The sequence below is a fragment of the Hymenobacter terricola genome, from assembly GCF_017921975.2.
GTDB classification, from domain to species: domain Bacteria; phylum Bacteroidota; class Bacteroidia; order Cytophagales; family Hymenobacteraceae; genus Hymenobacter; species Hymenobacter terricola.
The window spans coordinates 11,729-30,407 of record NZ_JAGEMO020000004.1; the positions used below are offsets into that span (position 1 = coordinate 11,729).

The 18,679-nt window shown below is 62.5% G+C and carries 17 protein-coding genes and 1 riboswitch; of the genes, 6 read left to right on the forward strand and 11 right to left on the reverse strand.

The features are described 5' to 3' along the window. The first annotated feature begins 151 nt into the window (after positions 1 to 151). Entirely contained in the window at positions 152 to 1,546 is a 1,395-nt protein-coding gene (locus tag J4G38_RS05100) for an NAD-dependent succinate-semialdehyde dehydrogenase (RefSeq protein ID WP_210516331.1), read from the forward strand. Between the two features lie 91 nt (positions 1,547 to 1,637). Here the strand turns inward: J4G38_RS05100 and J4G38_RS05105 are convergent, their stop codons facing one another. The 3 genes from J4G38_RS05105 to J4G38_RS05115 all read right to left on the reverse strand — a co-directional run bounded on the left by J4G38_RS05105 (position 1,638) and on the right by J4G38_RS05115 (position 4,694). Next, on the reverse strand, positions 1,638 to 2,405 hold the full coding sequence (locus tag J4G38_RS05105; RefSeq protein WP_210516329.1) for a YdcF family protein: 768 nt from the start codon (positions 2,403 to 2,405) through the stop codon (positions 1,638 to 1,640). Positions 2,406 to 2,468: 63 nt separating this feature from the next. Then, entirely contained in the window at positions 2,469 to 2,828 is a 360-nt protein-coding gene (locus tag J4G38_RS05110; RefSeq protein ID WP_210516327.1) for a thioredoxin domain-containing protein, read from the reverse strand. A gap of 114 nt (positions 2,829 to 2,942) precedes the next feature. Continuing rightward, on the reverse strand, positions 2,943 to 4,694 hold the full coding sequence (locus J4G38_RS05115; protein ID WP_210516325.1) for a DUF885 domain-containing protein: 1,752 nt from the start codon (positions 4,692 to 4,694) through the stop codon (positions 2,943 to 2,945). A gap of 248 nt (positions 4,695 to 4,942) precedes the next feature. On the opposite strand from J4G38_RS05115, the gene aspA reads away from it, so the two are divergent. From aspA to J4G38_RS28560, 5 genes are all read left to right on the forward strand, one after another. After that, positions 4,943 to 6,349, forward strand: a complete 1,407-nt coding sequence (gene aspA, locus J4G38_RS05120; RefSeq protein ID WP_210516323.1) for an aspartate ammonia-lyase — start codon at positions 4,943 to 4,945, stop codon at positions 6,347 to 6,349. A 152-nt stretch (positions 6,350 to 6,501) separates the two neighbouring features. After that, positions 6,502 to 8,310, forward strand: a complete 1,809-nt coding sequence (locus J4G38_RS05125) for an SWIM zinc finger family protein (RefSeq protein WP_210516321.1) — start codon at positions 6,502 to 6,504, stop codon at positions 8,308 to 8,310. Positions 8,311 to 8,432: 122 nt separating this feature from the next. Then, positions 8,433 to 9,452, forward strand: coding sequence for an aldo/keto reductase (locus J4G38_RS05130; RefSeq protein ID WP_210516319.1), 1,020 nt, complete (start codon positions 8,433 to 8,435; stop codon positions 9,450 to 9,452). 53 nt (positions 9,453 to 9,505) lie between these two features. Further along, entirely contained in the window at positions 9,506 to 10,534 is a 1,029-nt protein-coding gene (locus J4G38_RS05135) for an aldo/keto reductase (RefSeq protein WP_210516317.1), read from the forward strand. A 140-nt stretch (positions 10,535 to 10,674) separates the two neighbouring features. Continuing rightward, positions 10,675 to 12,135, forward strand: coding sequence for a DNA/RNA non-specific endonuclease (locus J4G38_RS28560; RefSeq protein ID WP_262905924.1), 1,461 nt, complete (start codon positions 10,675 to 10,677; stop codon positions 12,133 to 12,135). A 19-nt stretch (positions 12,136 to 12,154) separates the two neighbouring features. Here J4G38_RS28560 and J4G38_RS05150 read toward each other — a convergent pair whose 3' ends face one another. The 8 genes from J4G38_RS05150 to rsmA all read right to left on the reverse strand — a co-directional run bounded on the left by J4G38_RS05150 (position 12,155) and on the right by rsmA (position 18,163). Beyond that, a complete protein-coding gene (locus J4G38_RS05150; protein ID WP_210516315.1) occupies positions 12,155 to 13,123 on the reverse strand; it encodes a hypothetical protein in 969 nt (322 codons plus the stop codon). A gap of 442 nt (positions 13,124 to 13,565) precedes the next feature. Beyond that, a complete protein-coding gene (locus J4G38_RS05155; RefSeq protein WP_210516313.1) occupies positions 13,566 to 13,871 on the reverse strand; it encodes a hypothetical protein in 306 nt (101 codons plus the stop codon). Continuing rightward, positions 13,853 to 14,311, reverse strand: a complete 459-nt coding sequence (locus J4G38_RS05160; RefSeq protein ID WP_210516311.1) for a hypothetical protein — start codon at positions 14,309 to 14,311, stop codon at positions 13,853 to 13,855. Before J4G38_RS05160 ends, J4G38_RS05155 begins: the two co-directional genes overlap by 19 nt. Positions 14,312 to 14,323: 12 nt before the next feature. Next, positions 14,324 to 15,166, reverse strand: a complete 843-nt coding sequence (locus tag J4G38_RS28915; RefSeq protein ID WP_210516309.1) for a nuclease A inhibitor family protein — start codon at positions 15,164 to 15,166, stop codon at positions 14,324 to 14,326. A gap of 215 nt (positions 15,167 to 15,381) precedes the next feature. Beyond that, positions 15,382 to 15,858, reverse strand: coding sequence for a transcription elongation factor GreA (greA, locus tag J4G38_RS05175; protein ID WP_210516307.1), 477 nt, complete (start codon positions 15,856 to 15,858; stop codon positions 15,382 to 15,384). Positions 15,859 to 15,986: 128 nt separating this feature from the next. Next, on the reverse strand, positions 15,987 to 16,925 hold the full coding sequence (locus J4G38_RS05180; RefSeq protein ID WP_210516305.1) for an NAD(P)-dependent oxidoreductase: 939 nt from the start codon (positions 16,923 to 16,925) through the stop codon (positions 15,987 to 15,989). Positions 16,926 to 16,929: 4 nt separating this feature from the next. Further along, the gene (locus tag J4G38_RS05185) at positions 16,930 to 17,295 is read right to left on the reverse strand and encodes a hypothetical protein (RefSeq protein WP_210516304.1); all 366 of its coding nucleotides are present in this window, start codon (positions 17,293 to 17,295) and stop codon (positions 16,930 to 16,932) included. A gap of 40 nt (positions 17,296 to 17,335) precedes the next feature. Beyond that, on the reverse strand, positions 17,336 to 18,163 hold the full coding sequence (gene rsmA, locus J4G38_RS05190; protein ID WP_317198180.1) for a 16S rRNA (adenine(1518)-N(6)/adenine(1519)-N(6))-dimethyltransferase RsmA: 828 nt from the start codon (positions 18,161 to 18,163) through the stop codon (positions 17,336 to 17,338). A 168-nt stretch (positions 18,164 to 18,331) separates the two neighbouring features. Beyond that, positions 18,332 to 18,425: riboswitch (SAM riboswitch) on the forward strand. Positions 18,426 to 18,679 lie beyond the last annotated feature (254 nt).

Sequence of the window (18,679 nt, forward strand, 5' to 3'; positions counted from 1 at the left end):
CATTTGGCCGTATACGGCACAAGCTGGGCTGCAACCGAACTTTGCGCGCGCAACCCGACGGGGCGGCGGGCGGCCCACCGCCACTGCCCGAGGCCCGCCTGCTGGCGCGGCCGGTCGCGCCCTTCCACTCTCCTATTTCCCCCACTCTATCATGCCCATCGAATCGTTTAACCCCCATACTGGCCGCGTGCTGCGCCGTTTCACCGCCTTCAGCTGGGCCAAAACTGCGCGCATTCTTGGCCAGGCGCACCGGGCGGCGGCTACCTGGCCGGCCACCACGTTTGCCCACCGGGCCGGCATCCTGCGCCGCGCGGCGGCCTTGCTGCGCGAGCGCCAGCACGACCTGGCCCGCCTCATGGCCCTCGAAATGGGCAAGCCCGTGACCGATGGCCGCGCCGAAGCCCTGAAATGCGCCGCCTGCTGCGACTACTACGCCGAGCACGCCGAAAGCTTCCTCAGCGACGAAATCATCAAAACCGACGCTGGCCGCAGCTTCATCAGCTACCAGCCGCTGGGCGTGGTGCTGGCCGTGATGCCCTGGAACTTCCCGTTCTGGCAAGTGGTGCGCTTTGCCGCCCCGGCCCTGATGGCCGGCAACGTGGGCCTGCTCAAGCACGCTTCCAACGTGCCGCAGTGTGCGCTGGCGCTGGAAAAGATTTTTCACGACGCGGGCCTGCCGCCGGCCTGTTTTCGCACCCTGCTCATCGGGTCTGATTTGGTGGAGCAGCTCATTGCCGACGACCGATTGAAGGCCGTCACGCTCACCGGCTCGGAGGGCGCGGGCGCGGCCGTGGCGGCGGCGGCCGGGCAGCACATCAAGAAAACCGTGCTGGAGCTGGGCGGCTCCGACCCCTTCATTGTGCTGGCTGATGCCGACGTGGCCCTGGCCGCCAAAACCGCCGCCCAAAGCCGCATGATTAACAGCGGCCAAAGCTGCATCGCCGCCAAGCGCTTCATCGTGGAAAAGCCCGTTATCAAAGAATTCATCAACCTAATGAAAACCCACCTGCTGGCCCTGCGCCCGGGTAACCCACTCGATGACACGACTCAGTACGGCCCCCTGGCCCGGCCCGACCTGGCCGATGAGCTGAGCAAACAAGTGAGCGACTCGGTGGCGAAGGGCGCGAAAGTCGAGCTATTCGGTGGCCAGGCCAAGCCCGGCACGGCCCTGTTCCGGCCCATGATTTTATCGAATATCAGCCCCGGCCAGCGTGCTTACTCGGAAGAGTTGTTCGGCCCCGTGGCCCTGGTGCTGGAAGCCAAAAACGCCGATGATGCCGTGCGCCTGGCCAACGATTCCCGGTTCGGCCTGGGCGCGGCCGTGTGGACGAAGGACGTGCGGAAGGGTGAGCAAATGGCCCGGCAAATTGAAAGCGGCGCCGTTTTCGTCAACGGCCTCGTGAAATCCATGCCCGAGCTGCCGTTTGGCGGGGTGAAAAAGTCCGGCTACGGACGAGAACTGTCCTACCTCGGCATCCGCGAGTTCGTCAACCAGAAGTCGATTTGGATTGGCAAGGAAGCCGTGCCAGTGGCCAAGACAGAGTAGGAACGCGCCACGGCGCGTTCGATACAAGCACAGTTCCTGTTTTGGGTTGCCGGAATTATCCTTCGCACGCCGAACACGCCGTGGCGCATTCCTACAAATACCCCATCACCTTATAGGTGAGCCAGCCCGCCATTTCGTGAATTAACAGGCTCCAGTTTTCCAGGGCGGTAGGGCTGGGAACCAGCCAGTAATCGGGCGTCACGCTCCGGTCGGAACTGCGGAAGCCCGCCGGAAAAATAAGAGGGCGGAGTCCCGCTTTCTGAAAGCAGCCCAGCGCCCGCCGCTCATGAAAGGCCGATGTTACCAGCACCAGTGTGTCCAGCCCGGGGTGCGCGGCCACTATTTGTTTGGTAAATAGTGCGTTTTCGTGGGTGTTGCGGCTTCTTTCCTCCTCGATGATGGCCGAGTTGGGCACGCCGCCCAGGCGCAGCAGCGTTGCCAGCTCGCTGGCTTCGGTGTGCGCCTTCCCAAGCACTGCGCCCGAGCCTCCGGAGATGATGATGCGGCGCACCCGCCCCGCCCGGTACAGCCACAGCGCGCTGGTAAGGCGGTCGGCGCCGGGGCCGAGGTACACCCGGTCGTGCGGCGATTTATCGACCTGCGAGATGCCGGTGAGCAGCACGGCGGCATCGGCGTGGCGTGGCAGGGCGGCGAGTGGCACGGCGGGCCGCTCCCAGGCCAGCATCGCCTCGTTGCTGAGGGCCGGGCTGGTGAGGACGAGTAGTAGCCCAAACGCGGCCCACAGCCATTGCCGTTTCCGTCGGGGCTGCCGGGCCACGAGGGCCGCAATCAACAGCCCGAACAGCCACACCGTGGGCAGCAGCACGAGGTCGAGAATTTTGGAGAGCAGAAAAAACACGGCCAAATGTAGCCCGCAGGCACTAAAAAGCGGCTCCCTTTAGATTTACAGGTTACAGATGCCTTATCCTTTGGACGGGGAAAAGCGGCGCAGGCGGTCAAGCTGGGCCCGAACGTCGGCATCGGTGGCGTGCGTGTTGCATTCCAGCAGACGGCCCTGGCAGTAGCTCACAAAAAACGGGGAGGCACGCTCGGCCATCAACAGCCTGGCCACGGGGTTTTCCTCATGGCCGAGGCGCATGAAAAGAATGTCCTGGTACACCGCTTCCCCGGCAAATTTATTAAAGGAAGGCGCTAGCAACTCACAGATAGCACAGTTTTCGGCAGTGAATTTGGCAAATACCTTGAGGTGGTTATTGGTGTATTGGCGAAGCCCTGCGTCGTTGGTGTCGAGGACAGCGGAGACGGGGATGGTTTCAGACATGGAATGGCAGCAAAAATACCCCTAATGGGCCACCGCAAATACGGTGGCCTACACACAAGAACAATCCTCCAATAGTTCAGGTCTGGCGCGAATAAGATGCGTGAAATCCTGCTATTACTTCCGCAACAGCAGCTCGCGAATGTATTTCACCGGCGCGCTGCCGTAGCTGAGGAAGTTTTCGTGGAAGGCTTTCAGGTTGAACTCCTTGCCCTCTTTCTGCTTCAACTCCTCGCGCAGGGCATAAATTTCGGAGTAGCCGGTGAAGTAGCTGCTGAGCTGCACCTGGCTGAGCGTGGCGCGCAGCCACTTGCCCTCGGCCTCTGCTTTTTCCTGAAAGCCCTCGCGGCGCAGCATGGTCACCACGTCGCTCTGGCTCATGTTATCCACCTGAATGGCGTGGTCGATGACGGCGTTCAGGGTCGAGCGCATGTTCCATTTGTCCCAGAGCAGCCACATTTCGTCGGAGTTGTGGCCGTAGCCGTTTTCCAGCATCATGCGCTCGGCGTACACGGCCCAGCCCTCCACCATGGCCCCGTTACCGAAAATGCTTTTCACCAGCGAGGGCGAGCGGTTGGCGTACACCAGCTGGGTATAATGGCCCGGAATGGCCTCGTGGATGTTGAGAATCTGGAGGGTGTAGTCGTTGTATTCGCGCAGGTAGCTTTCGGCCTGGGCGGGCGTCCAGTCGGCGGGCAGGGGCTCCACGTTGTAGTAGGTGTTGGCGCCCTTGTCGTAGGGGCCGGGGGCCGACACGCTGGCCCCCGCGCCGCTGCCGCGCATGTAAAGCGGGGTTTCGCGCACCACCAGCGGCTTGGTAGGGTCCTGGGTGAGCAGCTTGTGCTCGTTCACAAAGGCAATGAGCGTGGGAATCTGGCGCTTCACGGCGTCCACGAAACCGTCGCGCGGGGCGTGCTTCAGCGTCAGCTGGTTGATGACGGCCGTGATGAGAGCCAGCGTATCGGCGGGGGCTGGCTGGCCGGGCAGGTACTTGGGAAAGAGCCGGGCGGCGCGGTGCCCCATGTCGTGCAGCAGCACGGCCTTGTGCTGCAGGGCCTGCTGATAAATCTCGGCCGCCGTGAAATGCGACTGGATTTCGTAGGCAAATTTGGCATCAAAAAGCTCCTTGCCGATGCGGAACGAGCGAAACGGGCCCTTGGGCAGCACCTCGGTTTTGAGGAAGCCGAGGTAGTCCTGCACGGCGGTGCGGGTGGCCGCGATGCGGTCGGTCAGCGTCTTTTTCTCCGCCGCGCTCAGGCTGGATTTCCGTACCGAATCGGCCAGGGCCGCCCCGAATACAGCCATGCCGCCTTCGTTTTGCTTGATGCCCAGCCGGGTGTGCTCCTGCGTGGGCGTGCGGAGGTTGGCCCTGGCGGCGGCGTAGAACTCGGCGGCGTGGCTGATTTTATCGGAAATGTTACGCAGGCGGCGGGCGAGCGGAAAGTGGCGGCCATTCAGCAAGTCGCCCACCGAGGCCCCGAGGTTGTAGCCGGCGGGGTTCCACTGCCAGGTTTTGAGCGTGTCGGTGTACCAGCGTTCGGCGCGCAGCTCGTTGCGCAGCAGGCGCAGGTCAATCTGGTTGTTGGGCGAGAGGCTGTCGAGGCCGAAGCCGCCCAGCGTGGCCAGGTATTTCCGGGCGAAGGCGTCGTCATTCTGCCGCTGGGCGGCGTTGGGAATCAGCAGCAGCGAGTCGTAGTTGTGGTAGCCCTGGCTGGACGCGTAATCGGGATTTTGCCGCCACAGGGCTTCAATAAACTGATTTTTAACGGCGTCGAAACGGGCATCGGGGCCGGTGGCAGCAGCAGGTTTATCGGCGTGGGAGCAGCTGGCAGCGGCCAGGGCCAGCAAGGGCAGGTAGCGGAGTTTCATGGGTGGGATTTGGGGGTTAAACAGACCGTCATGCCGAGCGCAGCGAAGCATCTCGCGTGCAATAGTGACTCAACCGATTGGGTTATTGCCCCGAGCGAGATGCTTCGCTGCGCTCGGCATGACGGCCAACGGACCCAATGGCCCCAAAGGAACGCCCCAAACCGGCCACGTTGCAAAGCGCCGCCGTAGGTTTGTCCTGCCATCCGGCCATTCCGTACAAGCTCCACCATCCCACCCAAAAATTCCTCATGCCAACCTCCCGCATCGAACACGATTTCCTCGGCGAACGCAGCCTGCCCGATACTGCCTACTATGGCATTCAGACGCTACGTGCCCTCGAAAACTTTGCCATCACCGGCATTCCCATCAAGAACGAGCCGCTGTTTGTGCAGGCGCTGGCCTACGTGAAAAAAGGCGCGGCCCTGGCCAACAAAGAGCTGGGCGTGCTGCCCGCCACCATCGCCGAGGCCATTGCCGCCGCCTGCGACCGGGTGGCCACCGGCGAGTTCGACAACCAGTTTCTCACCGACATGATTCAGGGCGGCGCGGGCACTTCCGTGAACATGAATGCCAATGAAGTCATCGCCAACGTGGCCCTCGAAATCATGGGCCACGGCAAAGGCGAGTACCAGTTCTGCCACCCCAACAACCACGTCAACTGCTCGCAAAGCACCAACGACGCCTACCCCACCGCCTTCCGCATCGCGCTCAACAACAAGCTGGTGGGCTACCGCGAAACCCTCGGCGCGCTGGCTGATGCCTTCGCCCAGAAGGGCGAGGAATTCCGCGACATCCTCAAAATGGGCCGCACCCAGCTCCAGGACGCCGTGCCGATGAGCATGGGCGACGAATTCCGCGCCTTCGCCACCAACCTGCGCGAGGAGCTGCTGCGCATCGACGACTCGCGCCGGCTGATTGACGAAATCAACATGGGCGCCACGGCCATCGGCTCGCGCATCAACGCGCCCACCGGCTACCCCGAGCTCGTGACCGAGCACCTGCGCACCATCACCGGCCTCAACCTGAGCCTGGCCGGCGACCTGTTCGAAGCCACCTACGACACGGGCGCTTACGTGCAGCTTTCCGGCGTGCTGAAGCGCACGGCCGTGAAGCTTTCCAAAATCTGCAACGACCTGCGCCTGCTCTCTTCCGGGCCGCGCACGGGCATCAACGAAATCAACCTGCCGCCCCTGCAGCCGGGCTCCAGCATCATGCCCGGCAAGGTGAACCCCGTGGTGCCCGAAGTGGTGAACCAGACGGCCTTTTACGTCATCGGGGCCGACCTCACGGTGACCATGGCGGCCGAAGCCGGCCAGCTCCAGCTCAACGTGATGGAGCCGGTTATCAGCTTTGCCCTGTTCACCTCGATTTCCTACATGACCAACGCCTGCCGCACCCTGCGCGACAAGTGCGTCATCGGCATCACGGCCAACAAGGAGCACGCCGAAAGCCTCGTGCGCAACAGCATCGGCATCGTGACCCAGCTTAACCCCGTCATCGGCTACGAAGCATCGGCCGACATCGCCAAGGAAGCGCTGAAAACCGGCAAGTCGGTGCACGACATCGCCGTGACCGAACGCGGGCTGCTGACCCAGGAAAAATGGGACGAGATTTTCACGTTTGAGAACCTGATTCGGCCGGTGTTCATGCGGTAGAAACGCATATTTGCGTCTCATCGTTTAACGTCATGCACACCTGGCGTCCGCGCAGCCGAAGCCAGGTGTGCATGACGTTCAGGTTTCAGGACGTCCTGTTGCCGCATGACGGGCTTTTTCACCCTAACCCCGTCATCCATCCATTCTGTCCCATGTTCACCCGTCAAACCCTGCGCCACCTCGCCAATGCCAGCAGCTTCGAGCGCGGCGAAGACTACTACGACGAAGGCAACGTGACCCGGCTGCGCCGCGAGGAAGACACCTTCCGGGCCACCGTGCGGGGCAGCCGGGGCTACCGCGTGGCGCTGCGGCTGGCGGCGGCCGGCCCCGAATTCGAGTGCAACTGCCCCTATGAGTTCGGCGGCATCTGCAAGCACGAAGTGGCGCTGGGCCTGGCCGTGCTCGATGCCTACGGCACCAACCTGGCCCCGGCTACCCCCGCCAAACCGGCCGCCGCCAGCGAGCTGGCCGCCGCTGTGCAGGCCGCCTGGGCCAACCGCAAAAAAGGCGACAAGCTGCGCTTCCTCAAGCAGGCGCTGGCCAAGAGCGACGACCTGGCCCGCCAGTTCCTGGGCTTCGGCCGCCAGCCCCCGGCCGTGTCCGGCGAGGCCCTGCTGGCCAGCCTGCCCACCCGCCTCGCCGAGACGCTGGAGGTATTGGAATTCGACGAGGAATTCTACGAGAATAGCGAAAGCTACTATGAGGAGGACGAAGGCGACGGCCTCGCCGAAGCCGTGGAAGCGGCCCTGCGGGAAGCCCTGGCTCCGTTCGTGGCCGAGCTGCTGGCCCTGGCGCGGGGCGGGCAGCTCACCGATGCCCTGCGCTACTGGACCACGGCCAGCGCGGCCATCTACCAGATTGAGGAGCCGGCCAGCGACGACTACGGCTCCTTCGGGCACTACGGCACCGACGTGCTGCGGCAGTGGCACGCCGACCTCACGGCCGCCGGCTGGCCCGCCGGGCTGCTGGCGGCCGTGCTTCCGCCCGCCGAGCTCAAAGCCGCCCTCAACTGGCTGGGCCAGTACCTGGCCAACCCGCCCGCCCGGTGGCCCGATTTTGAAGCCAGCTGGCAGCCCCTGGTTCTGGCCCTGGCCGCCGACCCCACCGCCGTGGACCTGCTGCCGACGGCGCTAAAAAAAGCCGACTTTACTCCCGACACCCTGGCCCGCCTGGCCCTGCAAAGTGCCCAAACCCGGCCCAACGACGCCGCCTGGGCCGAAGCCGCCGAAAGCCTGCTGCCCACTGATGCCGCCGTAGCCCAGCAGCTCCTGAACTTCTACGCCACCCGCGCCGAGCGGCCCGCCCTGCTCCGCGCCGCCACCACGGCCTTCACCACCTGGCCTGACCAGTTTGGCAACTTCGTCCTGGCCACTTTCACCGCCGCTCAGGCCCCCGACCTCTACCGCGCCGCCCTGCGCCACCGCACCCTGGCCAACGCCAGCCTCGAAGACTTTGAGCGCCTGCGCCCGCTGCTCACGCCCGCCGCCCTGGCCGCCTTCGTGCAGGCCGCCGTGGCCGCCGCCCAGGCCCGGCGCGGCAGCGTGGCCTTCGCTGCCGAGCTGCTGGTCCGCACCGCCGATACCGCCGCCCTTCAGGACTTTGTGCTGGGCCTGGAATGGCTGGCCATCAGCCCGCCCTACCACACCGAGATGGCCCTGCTGCGCCTGGCGGCCCAGGCCCCCACGCCCCTCATGCTGGAGCTGGAAACCCGCACCCGCGCCTACCTCAACGGCCGCGCCAACGCCAAGCGCGGCCACTTCCTGTATGAGCGCATCGGCCGCTGGCTGGCCACCGTGCGCGGCGAAGCCCCCCGCCTCACCGAGCCCGTGCTCCGCCTGGCCCTGGAGCTGCGCCAGGAATTCCCGACCCTGCACGGCCTGCGCGACGCCTTGCGCGCCGAAGGACTGTTACCCGGCGAGCCCGCTACCCCGAAGAAGGCCCCTGGCCGGCGCGGCCGGTGAGCACTGGCGCCAGGCCAACCCGCCTGAACATTACGGCGCTGGGGGCCGGGGGTGAGGTGAACCCACCGCCCAACAATCCCTCCCTTCCCCTCGTTACCCCCCCTCACCTCCGCTCTTCAAGCATGAAATACAACCTGCTGGGCCGCACTGGCCTCAAAGTTTCCGAGCTCTGCCTCGGCACCATGACCTTCGGCACCAACCCCGGCCGCTTCGCCGCCATCAGCGGTGTCGACCAGGCCGGCGCCGATGCCCTCACCAAGCGCGCCGTGGAGGCGGGCATCAACTTCATCGACACGGCCAACGTGTACTCCGAAGGCGCGTCGGAAGAAATGACCGGCCAGGCCATCCGCAACCTCGGCCTCAAGCGCGACGACCTCGTGCTGGCCACCAAAGTGCGCGGCAAAATGGGCGACGGCCCCAACGATTCCGGCCTCACCCGCAAGCACATCATGGCCCAGGTAGAAGCCAGCCTCAAGCGCCTCAACACCGATTACATCGACCTCTACCAGACCCACTCCTTCGACCCCCTCACCCCCCTCGATGAAACCCTGCGCGCCCTCGACGACCTCGTGCGCTCCGGCAAAGTCCGCTACCTTGGGGCCAGCAACGTGGCCGCCTGGCAGCTGACGAAAGCCCTCGATATTTCGCACTACGAGCACCTGGCCCGCTACGTGTCGCTGCAAGCCTACTACACCATCGCTGGCCGCGACCTGGAGCGCGAGCTAGTGCCCCTGCTCCTCGACCAGCAGGTGGGCCTCATGGTGTGGAGCCCCCTGGCCGGCGGCTTCCTCAGCGGCAAATACACCCGCGAAAACCAGCGGGGCGAAGGCCGCCGCAGCGGCTTCGACTTCCCGCCCGTCAACAAAGACCTGGCTTTCGATATCATCGACCAGCTAAAGCCCCTGGCCGATGCCAAAGGCAGCACCGTGGCCTCGCTGGCCCTGGCCTGGCTGCTGCACCAGAAAGTGGTGAGCACTGTCATCATCGGAGCCAAGAAAATGGACCAGCTCGAAGACAACCTCAGAGCCGTCGACGTCCAGTTCACGCCCGAAGAGCTCCAGCAGCTCGACGAAGTAAGCAAGCTCACCCCCGAATACCCCGGCTGGATGCTGGCCTTCACTGGCGGCGACCGCCAGGCATAAAAGGAGCGGGCACAGCCCTACCGGGTACGACCCCGCGCCATCATAACATTTCTATGGAATACCGTCAATTAGGGGCCTCCGGCCTCCAAATCCCCGTTCTCAGCTTCGGCACCGCCACTTTCGGGGGCGGCAACGAATTCTTCAAAGCCTGGGGCAATACCGACGTGGCCGAAGCCCGCCGCCTCATCGACATCTGCCTCGAAGCCGGCGTCAACCTCTTCGATACGGCCAACGTGTACTCGCGCGGCCGGGCCGAAGAAATTCTCGGCAAAGCCCTCGAGGGCCGTCGCAACGAGGTACTGATTTCGACCAAAGCCACTTTCCCGATGGGCGACGGCCCGAACGATTTCGGGTCCTCCCGCCAGCACTTGCTCAAGGAGTGCGACGACAGCCTGCGCCGCCTCGGCACCGACCACATCGACATCTACCACCTCCACGGCTTCGACGCCCGCACCCCCGTCGATGAAGCCCTCCGCACCCTCGACGACCTGGTGCAGAGCGGCAAAGTCCGCTACATCGCCTGCTCCAACTTTTCCGGCTGGCACCTCATGAAGTCGCTTTCCGTGTCGGAGCGCCACGGCTGGGCGCGCTACGTGGGCCACCAGGTGTATTACTCGCTCATCAACCGCGAGTACGAGTGGGAGCTGATGCCGCTCGGCCAGGACCAGGGCGTGGGGGCCATCATCTGGAGTCCCCTGGCCAGCGGCCGGCTCAGCGGCAAAATCCGCCGGGGCCAGCCCGCTCCGCCCGAAAGCCGCCTCCAGCAAGGCGGCGGCCAGGGCCCCGACGTGCCCGACGAATACCTGTTCGGCATCATTGACGTGCTCGACCAGCTTGCCGCCGAAACCGGGAAAACCGTCCCTCAAGTGGCCCTCAACTGGCTCTTGCAGCGCCCCACCGTCACCAGCCTCGTATTCGGGGCCCGCAACGAGGAGCAGCTCCGCCAAAACCTGGGGGCCGTGGGCTGGAACCTCACCCCCGGGCAAGTGGCCCGTCTCGATGCCGCCAGCGCCACCCCGCCCATCTACCCCTACTGGCACCAGCGCGGCTTCCCCATGCTCAAGTCCTCGGTGGTGCTGTAGGTAAGCACCCATTTCCATCAAAAAGCCCCGCTGGTAATTCCAGCGGGGCTTTTCTTGCTTTAACCGATTCAGAACGTCCTGTGTCGATGCGGATGCGGCCAAAACCCCGCTCCCAGCACGCCGCCTTTTATCTTCGCCCCATGCTTCGCCTCATTCCCTTTGCCGCCGCGTTTGCCCTCCTGGCCTGCTCCCAGCAGCCCACCGAAACGGCAACTTCTTCCCAAACCTCCCGCGCCCGCAGCTCGCAGGTGCCCGCCCCCAGCCCATTCCCCGAAACATTCGAGGCCGGCAGCAAAGGGGCCTACGAAGAGGCCGACGAGCCGCTGGCCACCGGCCCCTGGCATTTTCAGGATGCCCTTATCGGCAGCAGCCCGCAGGACCACAAGTCCGGCCAGCACGCCGCCCGCCTGCGCAACCTGGGCCGCATCACCATGCAGTTTGATGCGGTGGCCGGGGTGCAGCGCATCACCATCAGCGCCGCGGCCTATGGCCAGGACGGCCCCAGCACCTGGGAGCTGTGGCTGAGCCGCGACGGGGGCCGCACCTTCGCCCGCACCGGCGCACCCGTCACAACCAGCGGCCCCACGCTCGTGCCCCATGTGTTTGCCGGCACCGCCAATGAGCCCCTGCGCCTGGAAATCCGCAAAACCAGCGGCCCCAAAAACCGGCTCGATTTCGATGACATCACCCTCGAAACCGCCACCGGCCCCGCCGTGGCCACCGGCAAGGGCGTCACGGGCGGCTACTTCGAAAACCGGAACCAGCCCCAGCCGCCCCAAACCGGCCAGCCGCCCGCGCCCGCCCAGCCCACCACCCCCGTTGGCCCGGACGCCGCCACCGCCGATGGCAACCTCGCCCTCGGCAACCCCAGCGGGGCCACTTCCGACCCCGCCAACGCCACCAACTACCTGTTGGTGCACCCCGAATACACGGTGGGCTACAACGCCACGCGCGGCATCCCAACGTGGGTGAGCTGGCACGTTGGCCGCGCCAGCCTCGGCCAGGCCCCGCGCCAGAACAACTTTCGCCCCGATGCCGCCCTGCCCCGGCAGTTCTACCAGGTGACGCCCGCCAGCTACGCCCGCTCCGGCTTCGACAAAGGCCACAACTGCCCCAGCGGCGACCGCACCGCCGACCTCGACGCCAACGCCGCCACCTTTCTCATGACCAACATGGTGCCCCAGGCCCCGCACAACAACCAGCAAACCTGGGCTCACCTCGAAGAATACGGCCGTTCCCAAATCCAGCGCGGCCAGGAAATCTACGTCATCATGGGCAGCTACGGCCGCGGCGGTACCGGCGCCAACGGCTTCGCCACCGCCCTCGACCAAAACCGCGTGACCGTGCCCGCCCGCATCTGGAAAGTCATGGTCATCCTGCCCGAAGGCCGCAACGACCTCCAGCGCCTCAGCACCGACCCCACCGTGCGCGTGCTGGCCGTAGACACGCCCAACGACAACGGCATCGACCCCGATTGGAAGAAGTACCTCACTTCCATCGATAAAATCGAAGCCGCCACCGGGCTGGATTTGCTCAGCGCGCTGCCCACCGCCACCCAGGCCCGCCTGCAAAAGCTGGTCGACAGCGGCCGGGCCCAGTAGCGCAGGCTTTGTACTTGGCTTAAAACCGCCGCGTGAGCGCCAGCCCCGCGCCCCCGGCCCGGCCCGGGAAGCTCACCACGCCCACCGCCGTGTGCTTTAGCCCGGCTTTATGATGGCTCAGCAGGTTCCACGCACTCAGCGCCACCGTGGCTGCGCCCACCCCAATGTTCAAGGTTGACACCGTGCGCTCCTGCGCGTAAGATTTGCCCGCTGGTGGGTTCCAGCCGATGTATAGCCCCCCGCCCGGCTCATCGGCCGGCATCCGCAGTGCGCCCAGCACTATTTGTGCGGTACCGCTCAACACGCCCGCATACGCCGCGCCCCGGCCCGCTTCCGGCCGGTTAAACCGGCTGGCGTTGGCGGCACCCAGCATCACGTTCACCCCGCTCCACACCGCCGAGCCCACCGCGTAGCTCGTGGGAACTGGCTCCGAAGTAACGGTCGGCGTCGAGGAGCCATAGGTGGGCTGAATGAGCGCGCATTCGGCTTTGGTCAGGCCCGAAGTCCGGACCCATTCCGCCAATGCGGGCGTGCTCATATCGGCAATAAGGTCATACTGGTGCACTTTATTGATGCGTTCGGCCACGGGCCGCCCCGCCGTTTCGGCCACCAGATAGCCCACGGCGCACAGCCGCCCGGCGCGGTCGATGAAGCAGGCGCGCCGCTCGCCGGGGTAGTCGTAGTTGCGCGGGAATACGCCCGCCACCCAGTAGCGGTGCAGCAAATCCAGCACCTGCGTGCGCCGTTGGGCCAGCGCGGGGCCAAGGCCGGCGGCCGGGTGCTGCCGCAACCAGCGCTCCGCATACGCCAGGTGCGCCTGCACCCGCACGTCGTCGTTGGTCGCGGCCGTGGGTTCGTGGCCATAGGCGGCCACGTAGCCGGCATTGCCCACCAGGACATTCACTTGGTCGCTAGCCAGCGGGGCCGGCTGCTGCTGGCAGGCGTTTAGTCCCAGGCTGAACAACAGGAAAGCATACAGTTTTTTCATCGGACAGGGAAGGCATAATCCGTGGGAACGTCCCCACGTTTCTGCCTGACCGCCAGCCACCAGTTGAAGTTGCGTGTCGTCACAAATTAGTTGAGCACAACTAAATAGGCACTGCTTTGACGCACGTCGACCCAATTAGGGTCGCAACCACATTGCTTGTGCACAATCACTTGAATAGTTATAATAAGAACGTTCTCCTTGCTTAAACGCAAGGGCTTACCTCGGTTTAACTGCCTAAAACTGGCTTGCTTCCCAAACGTACTTGCCACCTCCGACAGCACTGGAATCTTCTGTAAGTGCTGGCCCTCGAACCCGCAGATGCGCCTAGGAACGTGGAAACGGGCTATGTTGCACTGCCTATGAATTGAGTTCAGGTAAGGAGCAGTTTGAAGTGTAGTACGTTTCAGATAGCGAACATTGTTATTTATTGTGCTGCTAAAATCTAGCTGTGTAAGCCTTCTGATTTAGCAAAAACCTCCGTATCGGCTTCGTGCGGGCTAACACGCAGCGAGGAAATAGCTCCTCTTGTTTCGGGGTCAGTAGTCTGCCATAATAGCTCCAACAAAGGGTCCATTATTTCATCGAAAGATTTACCAACTGACCATGGCGCAAAAATGCGAACGATGTAGGTACCATTTCCGAAACCAGAATCATCCTCATCCAACCGCGCAATGCGGAACTTGAGGTTGCCTGCATAACCTAATTCCTCGAACTTATGTAGGCGCTTTTTTAATTCGTCTCTATCCATTGTAAAAACCCGTTGGGCCCCGTTAAGAAATTCAAAAAGCTTTGTACGTCAACAACATTAACCGGCTCTGGCAATTGGTATCGCAAACCTTCATTCCAGCTCTCAAGCAATTGTTTATATTTCAAAAAACCTATTTCGTTCTGCTTCCTTTGGTCATAAGCAGGTTTGAGGCCACTCACAGCCAATAACAAAATCAGTTTGTGGGTTTTCACTAAATTACGCAAATCTCGCAGCCCAAGGAATTCGTCATTTTTATCTGTGCCTTTCTCGTCAAACAGCCAAGGTAAACCAAGGCGTTCAGCAATCTTAGCTTTGAGTGCAAGCTCAACGCCATAGCCAGCTAAGTAAAAAGCTCCATCAATACGGCCGTTTGTCACCAACACCTGCGCCTCATCAAGTCGCAATTGAGCAAGTAATCGAATATCCTCTGGTGTTTTCATATTCTCATATTCTCAGGTTTCCGTCAGCACCGTTTTGAAGCCAGTCAGCGTCCCGTCCATTGCGCGGCCCAGCGCGTAGGCGTGGAGTTGCGGACCGCTGCCCACGCGGTACACCTGCGTGCCATCAAGGTCCTGCTTCATAAACATTTGCAGGGCCTTGTAGCGATTGGAAAGCGCCACGTCATTCAGCACGCCGTCATCGGCCGTGTGATTGCGCAGGAACTGCGTCAGTTCCACGGTTTCTACTTTGGCCCCGTCGGGCTCGCCCAGTAGCTGGAGCAGCGCGGTGGTGGCCAGCGCACCGCCGGGCGCGGCGTAGGCCACGGCTTCCAGCGGCGCGTCCGATTCACTCATGAAGTGCAGGCCGGCCACCAGTTTTTGCAGCTCCGGCGGCACGGCGGCCCCGGCGGCCGTTCTGGCGGCCGTTCCGGCGGCCTTGGCCTCGGTCAGCCCGCTGCCGCCGTCCACTTTGGCGGCGATGGCGGCGGCCAGCTCCTGCATTCGCGCCTCGGCCACTTTGATTTTGGGGTTGGCGAAGTTCATATCCGCCACCTTGTTCATCGGGATGAGGTGAATGTGGGCATGCGGCACTTCCAACCCAATCACGGCCACGCCAATGCGCTTGCACGGCACGGCCGCCTGCACGGCCTTGGCCACGCGCTGCGAAAAAACATGCAGCGCCGCCAGCTCATCGGCCGGCATATCAAAAATGTAGTCAATTTCCTGTTTCGGAATTACCAGCGTGTGGCCTTCCACCAGCGGCGTGATGTCGAGAAAAGCCAGGTGGCGGCCATCCTCGGCCACTTTGTACGCCGGCAGCTCGCCGGAAACGATGCGGGAGAAAATCGAAGGCATGGGGCGTTAGTTGTTAAGTATTCGTTGTCAGTTGCTGGCCAACCGACGCAAGTAAACGAGAACCAGTCACTCAAAGCCACGCAACCGCCAAAAAACAAGTAGGGCAGCACCTCACGGCACTGCCCTAACAACTGACAACGAGCAACTGACAACGAGCAACTGACAACGAGCAACTGACAACGAGCAACTGACAACGAGCAACTGACAACTAAAAGCTACCGCGAAATCTCCAGAATCTCGAACTGCAGCTTGCCGGCCGGCACCGTGATTTCGGCCAGGTCACCAGCCGATTTGCCCAGCAGACCCTTGCCAATCGGCGACTTCACGGAGATTTTGCCGGCGGCCAGGTTGGCTTCTTCCTCGGCTACGAGCGTGTAGTCGAGCACCATGTTATTTTTCAGGTTTTTGAGCTTCACCTTGCTCATGATGAGCACCTTGGTGAAGTCCATGTTGGTTTCGTCGATGACGCGGGCATTGCCCACCACCTCTTCGAGCTTGGAAATTTTCAGCTCCAGGAGGCCCTGGGCGTCCTTGGCGGCGTCGTATTCGGCGTTTTCGCTTAGGTCGCCTTTGTCGCGGGCTTCACGCAAGTCCTCGGCCGCTTTGGCCCGGCCCCGGACCTTGAGGTCCTGGAGGTCGTCTTTTAGTTTTTGCAGGCCCTCGGGGGTGTAATAATTTATCGTGGTGGCCATAAGAGTAGATGCTTGACGGTTTGGCTAAAAAGCAAGGAGAACGGCTGGCAATGCCAACCGTTCTCCCTCCTTAGGTTCGCTGCAAAGATACGCAAAACGAATTAGCCGCCCGCCGCCTCGCCCTGCTGCTACGCTCGAAAGGCCCGAATCTTCTCCACCAGCACTTCATTAATACGAACGTAGCTCTGGTGCGTCCAGCCCCCGATATGCGGCGAAAGCACCACGTTCGGCGCGCTGCTCAGGAAGTTGAACGCGGCTTGCTGGCCGGCCGTGAGGCTGTTTAACTTTTCGTTATCGAGCACGTCGAGCGCCGCGCCGCGCACCGCGCCCGCTTGCAGCCCTCGCACCAGGGCGGCGTGGTCCAGCACCTCGCCACGGGCTGTATTCATCACCCAAACAGGCTTAGCAAAACCGGACAACAGTGCCTCATTCACGAAATGATGGTTGGCCGGCGAGTACGGAATGTGCAGGCTCAATACCTCAGTGCGGGCCTGCAATTCGGGCAGACTCACTAAGGCAGCGCTAGCATCGGCCACCACGGCCGGGTCCTTATCATGCGCCAGCACGGTGCAGCCAAAGGCGCTGAGCCGCCGCGCAAAGGCCCGCGCCATGTGCCCGTAGCCCAGCAAGCCAATGGTTTTGCCGCCAATTTCCTCGCCCCGGTTGGCCTCGCGCTGCCACTGGCCCTGGCGCACTTCCATATCGGCCCGGGCAATGTTGCGCAGCAGGGCCAGCAGCAGCCCCACGGCGTATTCGCCCACGGCGTCGCGGTTGCCCTCGGGGGCGTTGAGCAGAGTCACGCCGGCGGCCGCCATCGCGGGCTCGTCGATGTTGTCGGTGCCGGCGCCGGCGCGAGCCACGTAGCACAGCTGCGGCCCCTGGGCCAGTAAGTCGGCCGTCACGCGCAGCTTGCTGCGCACCATCAGGCCTTCGTAGGGAAAGGCGGCCAGGGCGGCTGGGACTTCGGCGGCGGTCAGGTTGGGCCGGTAGTCGGCGCTGACGCCGATGTCCGTCAGCATTGGCAGCAGTGACGGATGCATTTCGTCAATAATGAGGCAATGACTCATGGATTTAAAATTCTGTCGAAAGTCGTAAGATAGTATCGCCATTAGGTTGCTGCCGTTTCAGCCGAAACGTGCGGGCATCCACCGGGCCTATGGTTGTTTTTCTGGCTACCGCATCAGTGGCCGCACGCTGCACAAACAGGTAATACTGCGCTTCCTCCCGCACCGCCCGATGCCCGGAATCTACTCCAATTGCGCTGACGTTTTCAATCAATGGTACATTGTTTTCACCCGATAAGCCTTTGAAATACAAAACGGTTCTGGTGTCCGTCGATGTCTCAGCGAAATGTTTGCCGACCATAAGATGCTGGTTATTTTCATCAAACCAAAAACATCCCGTGAGGAAGAAGGCACACCCCAATCCCATTGCCAAGCGCTCGACCAGACGCGTAATCAGGAGGTTTAGTCCGCGCTTATTCTGAAATGTCGCTCAAATCCAAGTCGGGCAGTTCTACGCCCAAACCGGCATTGTGCTGGGCCACGCGCTGCGTGAGGCCCACGAATTCGGCCACGCCCAACTGCTCGGCCCGCTTGTCGAAAATGGGGTCGGTGGTGGCTTCAGCGGGCATTCCGAAGGGTTTCAGGGCGTTGCGCAGCGTCTTGCGGCGGGTTTGGAACGCCTGCTTTACGACCCGGAAAAACAGCTTTTCGTCACAGTCCAGCCGGAAGGTTTCGTTGCGGGTGAGGCGCACCACGGCCGACTCGACTTTGGGCGGCGGCAGGAAAACGTGCGGCGGCACGGTGAACAAATACTCGATTTTGTAGTAGGCCTGGAGCAGCACGCTCAGGATGCCGTAGGTCTTGGAGCCGGGCGGCTCGGCCAGGCGCTGGGCCACTTCTTTCTGAATCATGCCCACCACTTCGCGCACCTGCTGGCGGTTGTTGAGCACCGCAAAAAATATCTGACTGCTGATGTTGTAGGGAAAATTCCCGATGATGGCCAGCGGCTGGTCCGGGAACATCGTGGCCAGGTTCTGCTTCAGGAAATCGGTGGCGTAAATGCGGCTTTCCAACGCCGGATAATGCTTTTTCAGGTAGGCCACCGACTCCGTATCAATCTCCACCACACTGGTTTGGTAAGCGGGGTTTTCGAGTAGGTATTGGGTCAGCACGCCCATGCCAGGGCCGATTTCGAGGACTTGCTGCACGCCGTCGGGCAGGCGCAGGGCCGCCACAATGTTGCGGGCAATGTTGGGGTCGGCCAGGAAGTGCTGGCCAAGGTGTTTTTTGGGTCTAACCACAGAATGAAGCAGCGGCGGCTGGGTGCACCGACAGTGGAACAAAGGTAGCAGCGGCACCGGGCGGACTGGCCGCAACCCGAATTTTTGCCACCTGTTTCAGGGTGTCATTTGCAATTACAAAATTTTGGCATTTATCTTTGAGCCATCAATTCTTCCAAAAAAGGATTGTTTTTATACAGAGGCGTGGAGAGACAGGCTCGACGAAACGCCGGCAACCCTCAGCTAATCACTGAAACGGTGCCAAGTCCTGGACATATAAAAACAAGTTGCCGTGGAAACTTCCAACACCCCCCGCTTACTCCGTACCACCGCCTTTGCTTCGTTGCAAGCGTGTTGTTGTATGCAGTGCCTGCCCGTCTGTATGATGACGTCGGCAACGGGTTGTTGAGCTAGTTCCTCTCCCCTTCCGGCCGGTTTCGTAGCTCCAAAGCGCTGAATTCAGCGCGCTTTGGCTGCGCCCATTTCCGACTATTTCCGGCATAGTCTGCCCGCGTCCGCCCGAACAGGTTTCGGGCA

Coding starts and splice junctions, on each gene's coding strand:
- J4G38_RS05100 (WP_210516331.1), top strand. CDS start 152: ATGCCCATCGAATCGTTTAACCCCCATACTGGCCGCGTGCTGCGCCGT.
- J4G38_RS05110 (WP_210516327.1), bottom strand. CDS start 2,828: ATGTCTGAAACCATCCCCGTCTCCGCTGTCCTCGACACCAACGACGCA.
- J4G38_RS05115 (WP_210516325.1), bottom strand. CDS start 4,694: ATGAAACTCCGCTACCTGCCCTTGCTGGCCCTGGCCGCTGCCAGCTGC.
- aspA (WP_210516323.1), top strand. CDS start 4,943: ATGCCAACCTCCCGCATCGAACACGATTTCCTCGGCGAACGCAGCCTG.
- J4G38_RS05125 (WP_210516321.1), top strand. CDS start 6,502: ATGTTCACCCGTCAAACCCTGCGCCACCTCGCCAATGCCAGCAGCTTC.
- J4G38_RS05130 (WP_210516319.1), top strand. CDS start 8,433: ATGAAATACAACCTGCTGGGCCGCACTGGCCTCAAAGTTTCCGAGCTC.
- J4G38_RS05135 (WP_210516317.1), top strand. CDS start 9,506: ATGGAATACCGTCAATTAGGGGCCTCCGGCCTCCAAATCCCCGTTCTC.
- J4G38_RS28560 (WP_262905924.1), top strand. CDS start 10,675: ATGCTTCGCCTCATTCCCTTTGCCGCCGCGTTTGCCCTCCTGGCCTGC.
- J4G38_RS05150 (WP_210516315.1), bottom strand. CDS start 13,123: ATGAAAAAACTGTATGCTTTCCTGTTGTTCAGCCTGGGACTAAACGCC.
- J4G38_RS05155 (WP_210516313.1), bottom strand. CDS start 13,871: ATGGATAGAGACGAATTAAAAAAGCGCCTACATAAGTTCGAGGAATTA.
- J4G38_RS05160 (WP_210516311.1), bottom strand. CDS start 14,311: ATGAAAACACCAGAGGATATTCGATTACTTGCTCAATTGCGACTTGAT.
- J4G38_RS28915 (WP_210516309.1), bottom strand. CDS start 15,166: ATGCCTTCGATTTTCTCCCGCATCGTTTCCGGCGAGCTGCCGGCGTAC.
- greA (WP_210516307.1), bottom strand. CDS start 15,858: ATGGCCACCACGATAAATTATTACACCCCCGAGGGCCTGCAAAAACTA.
- J4G38_RS05180 (WP_210516305.1), bottom strand. CDS start 16,925: ATGAGTCATTGCCTCATTATTGACGAAATGCATCCGTCACTGCTGCCA.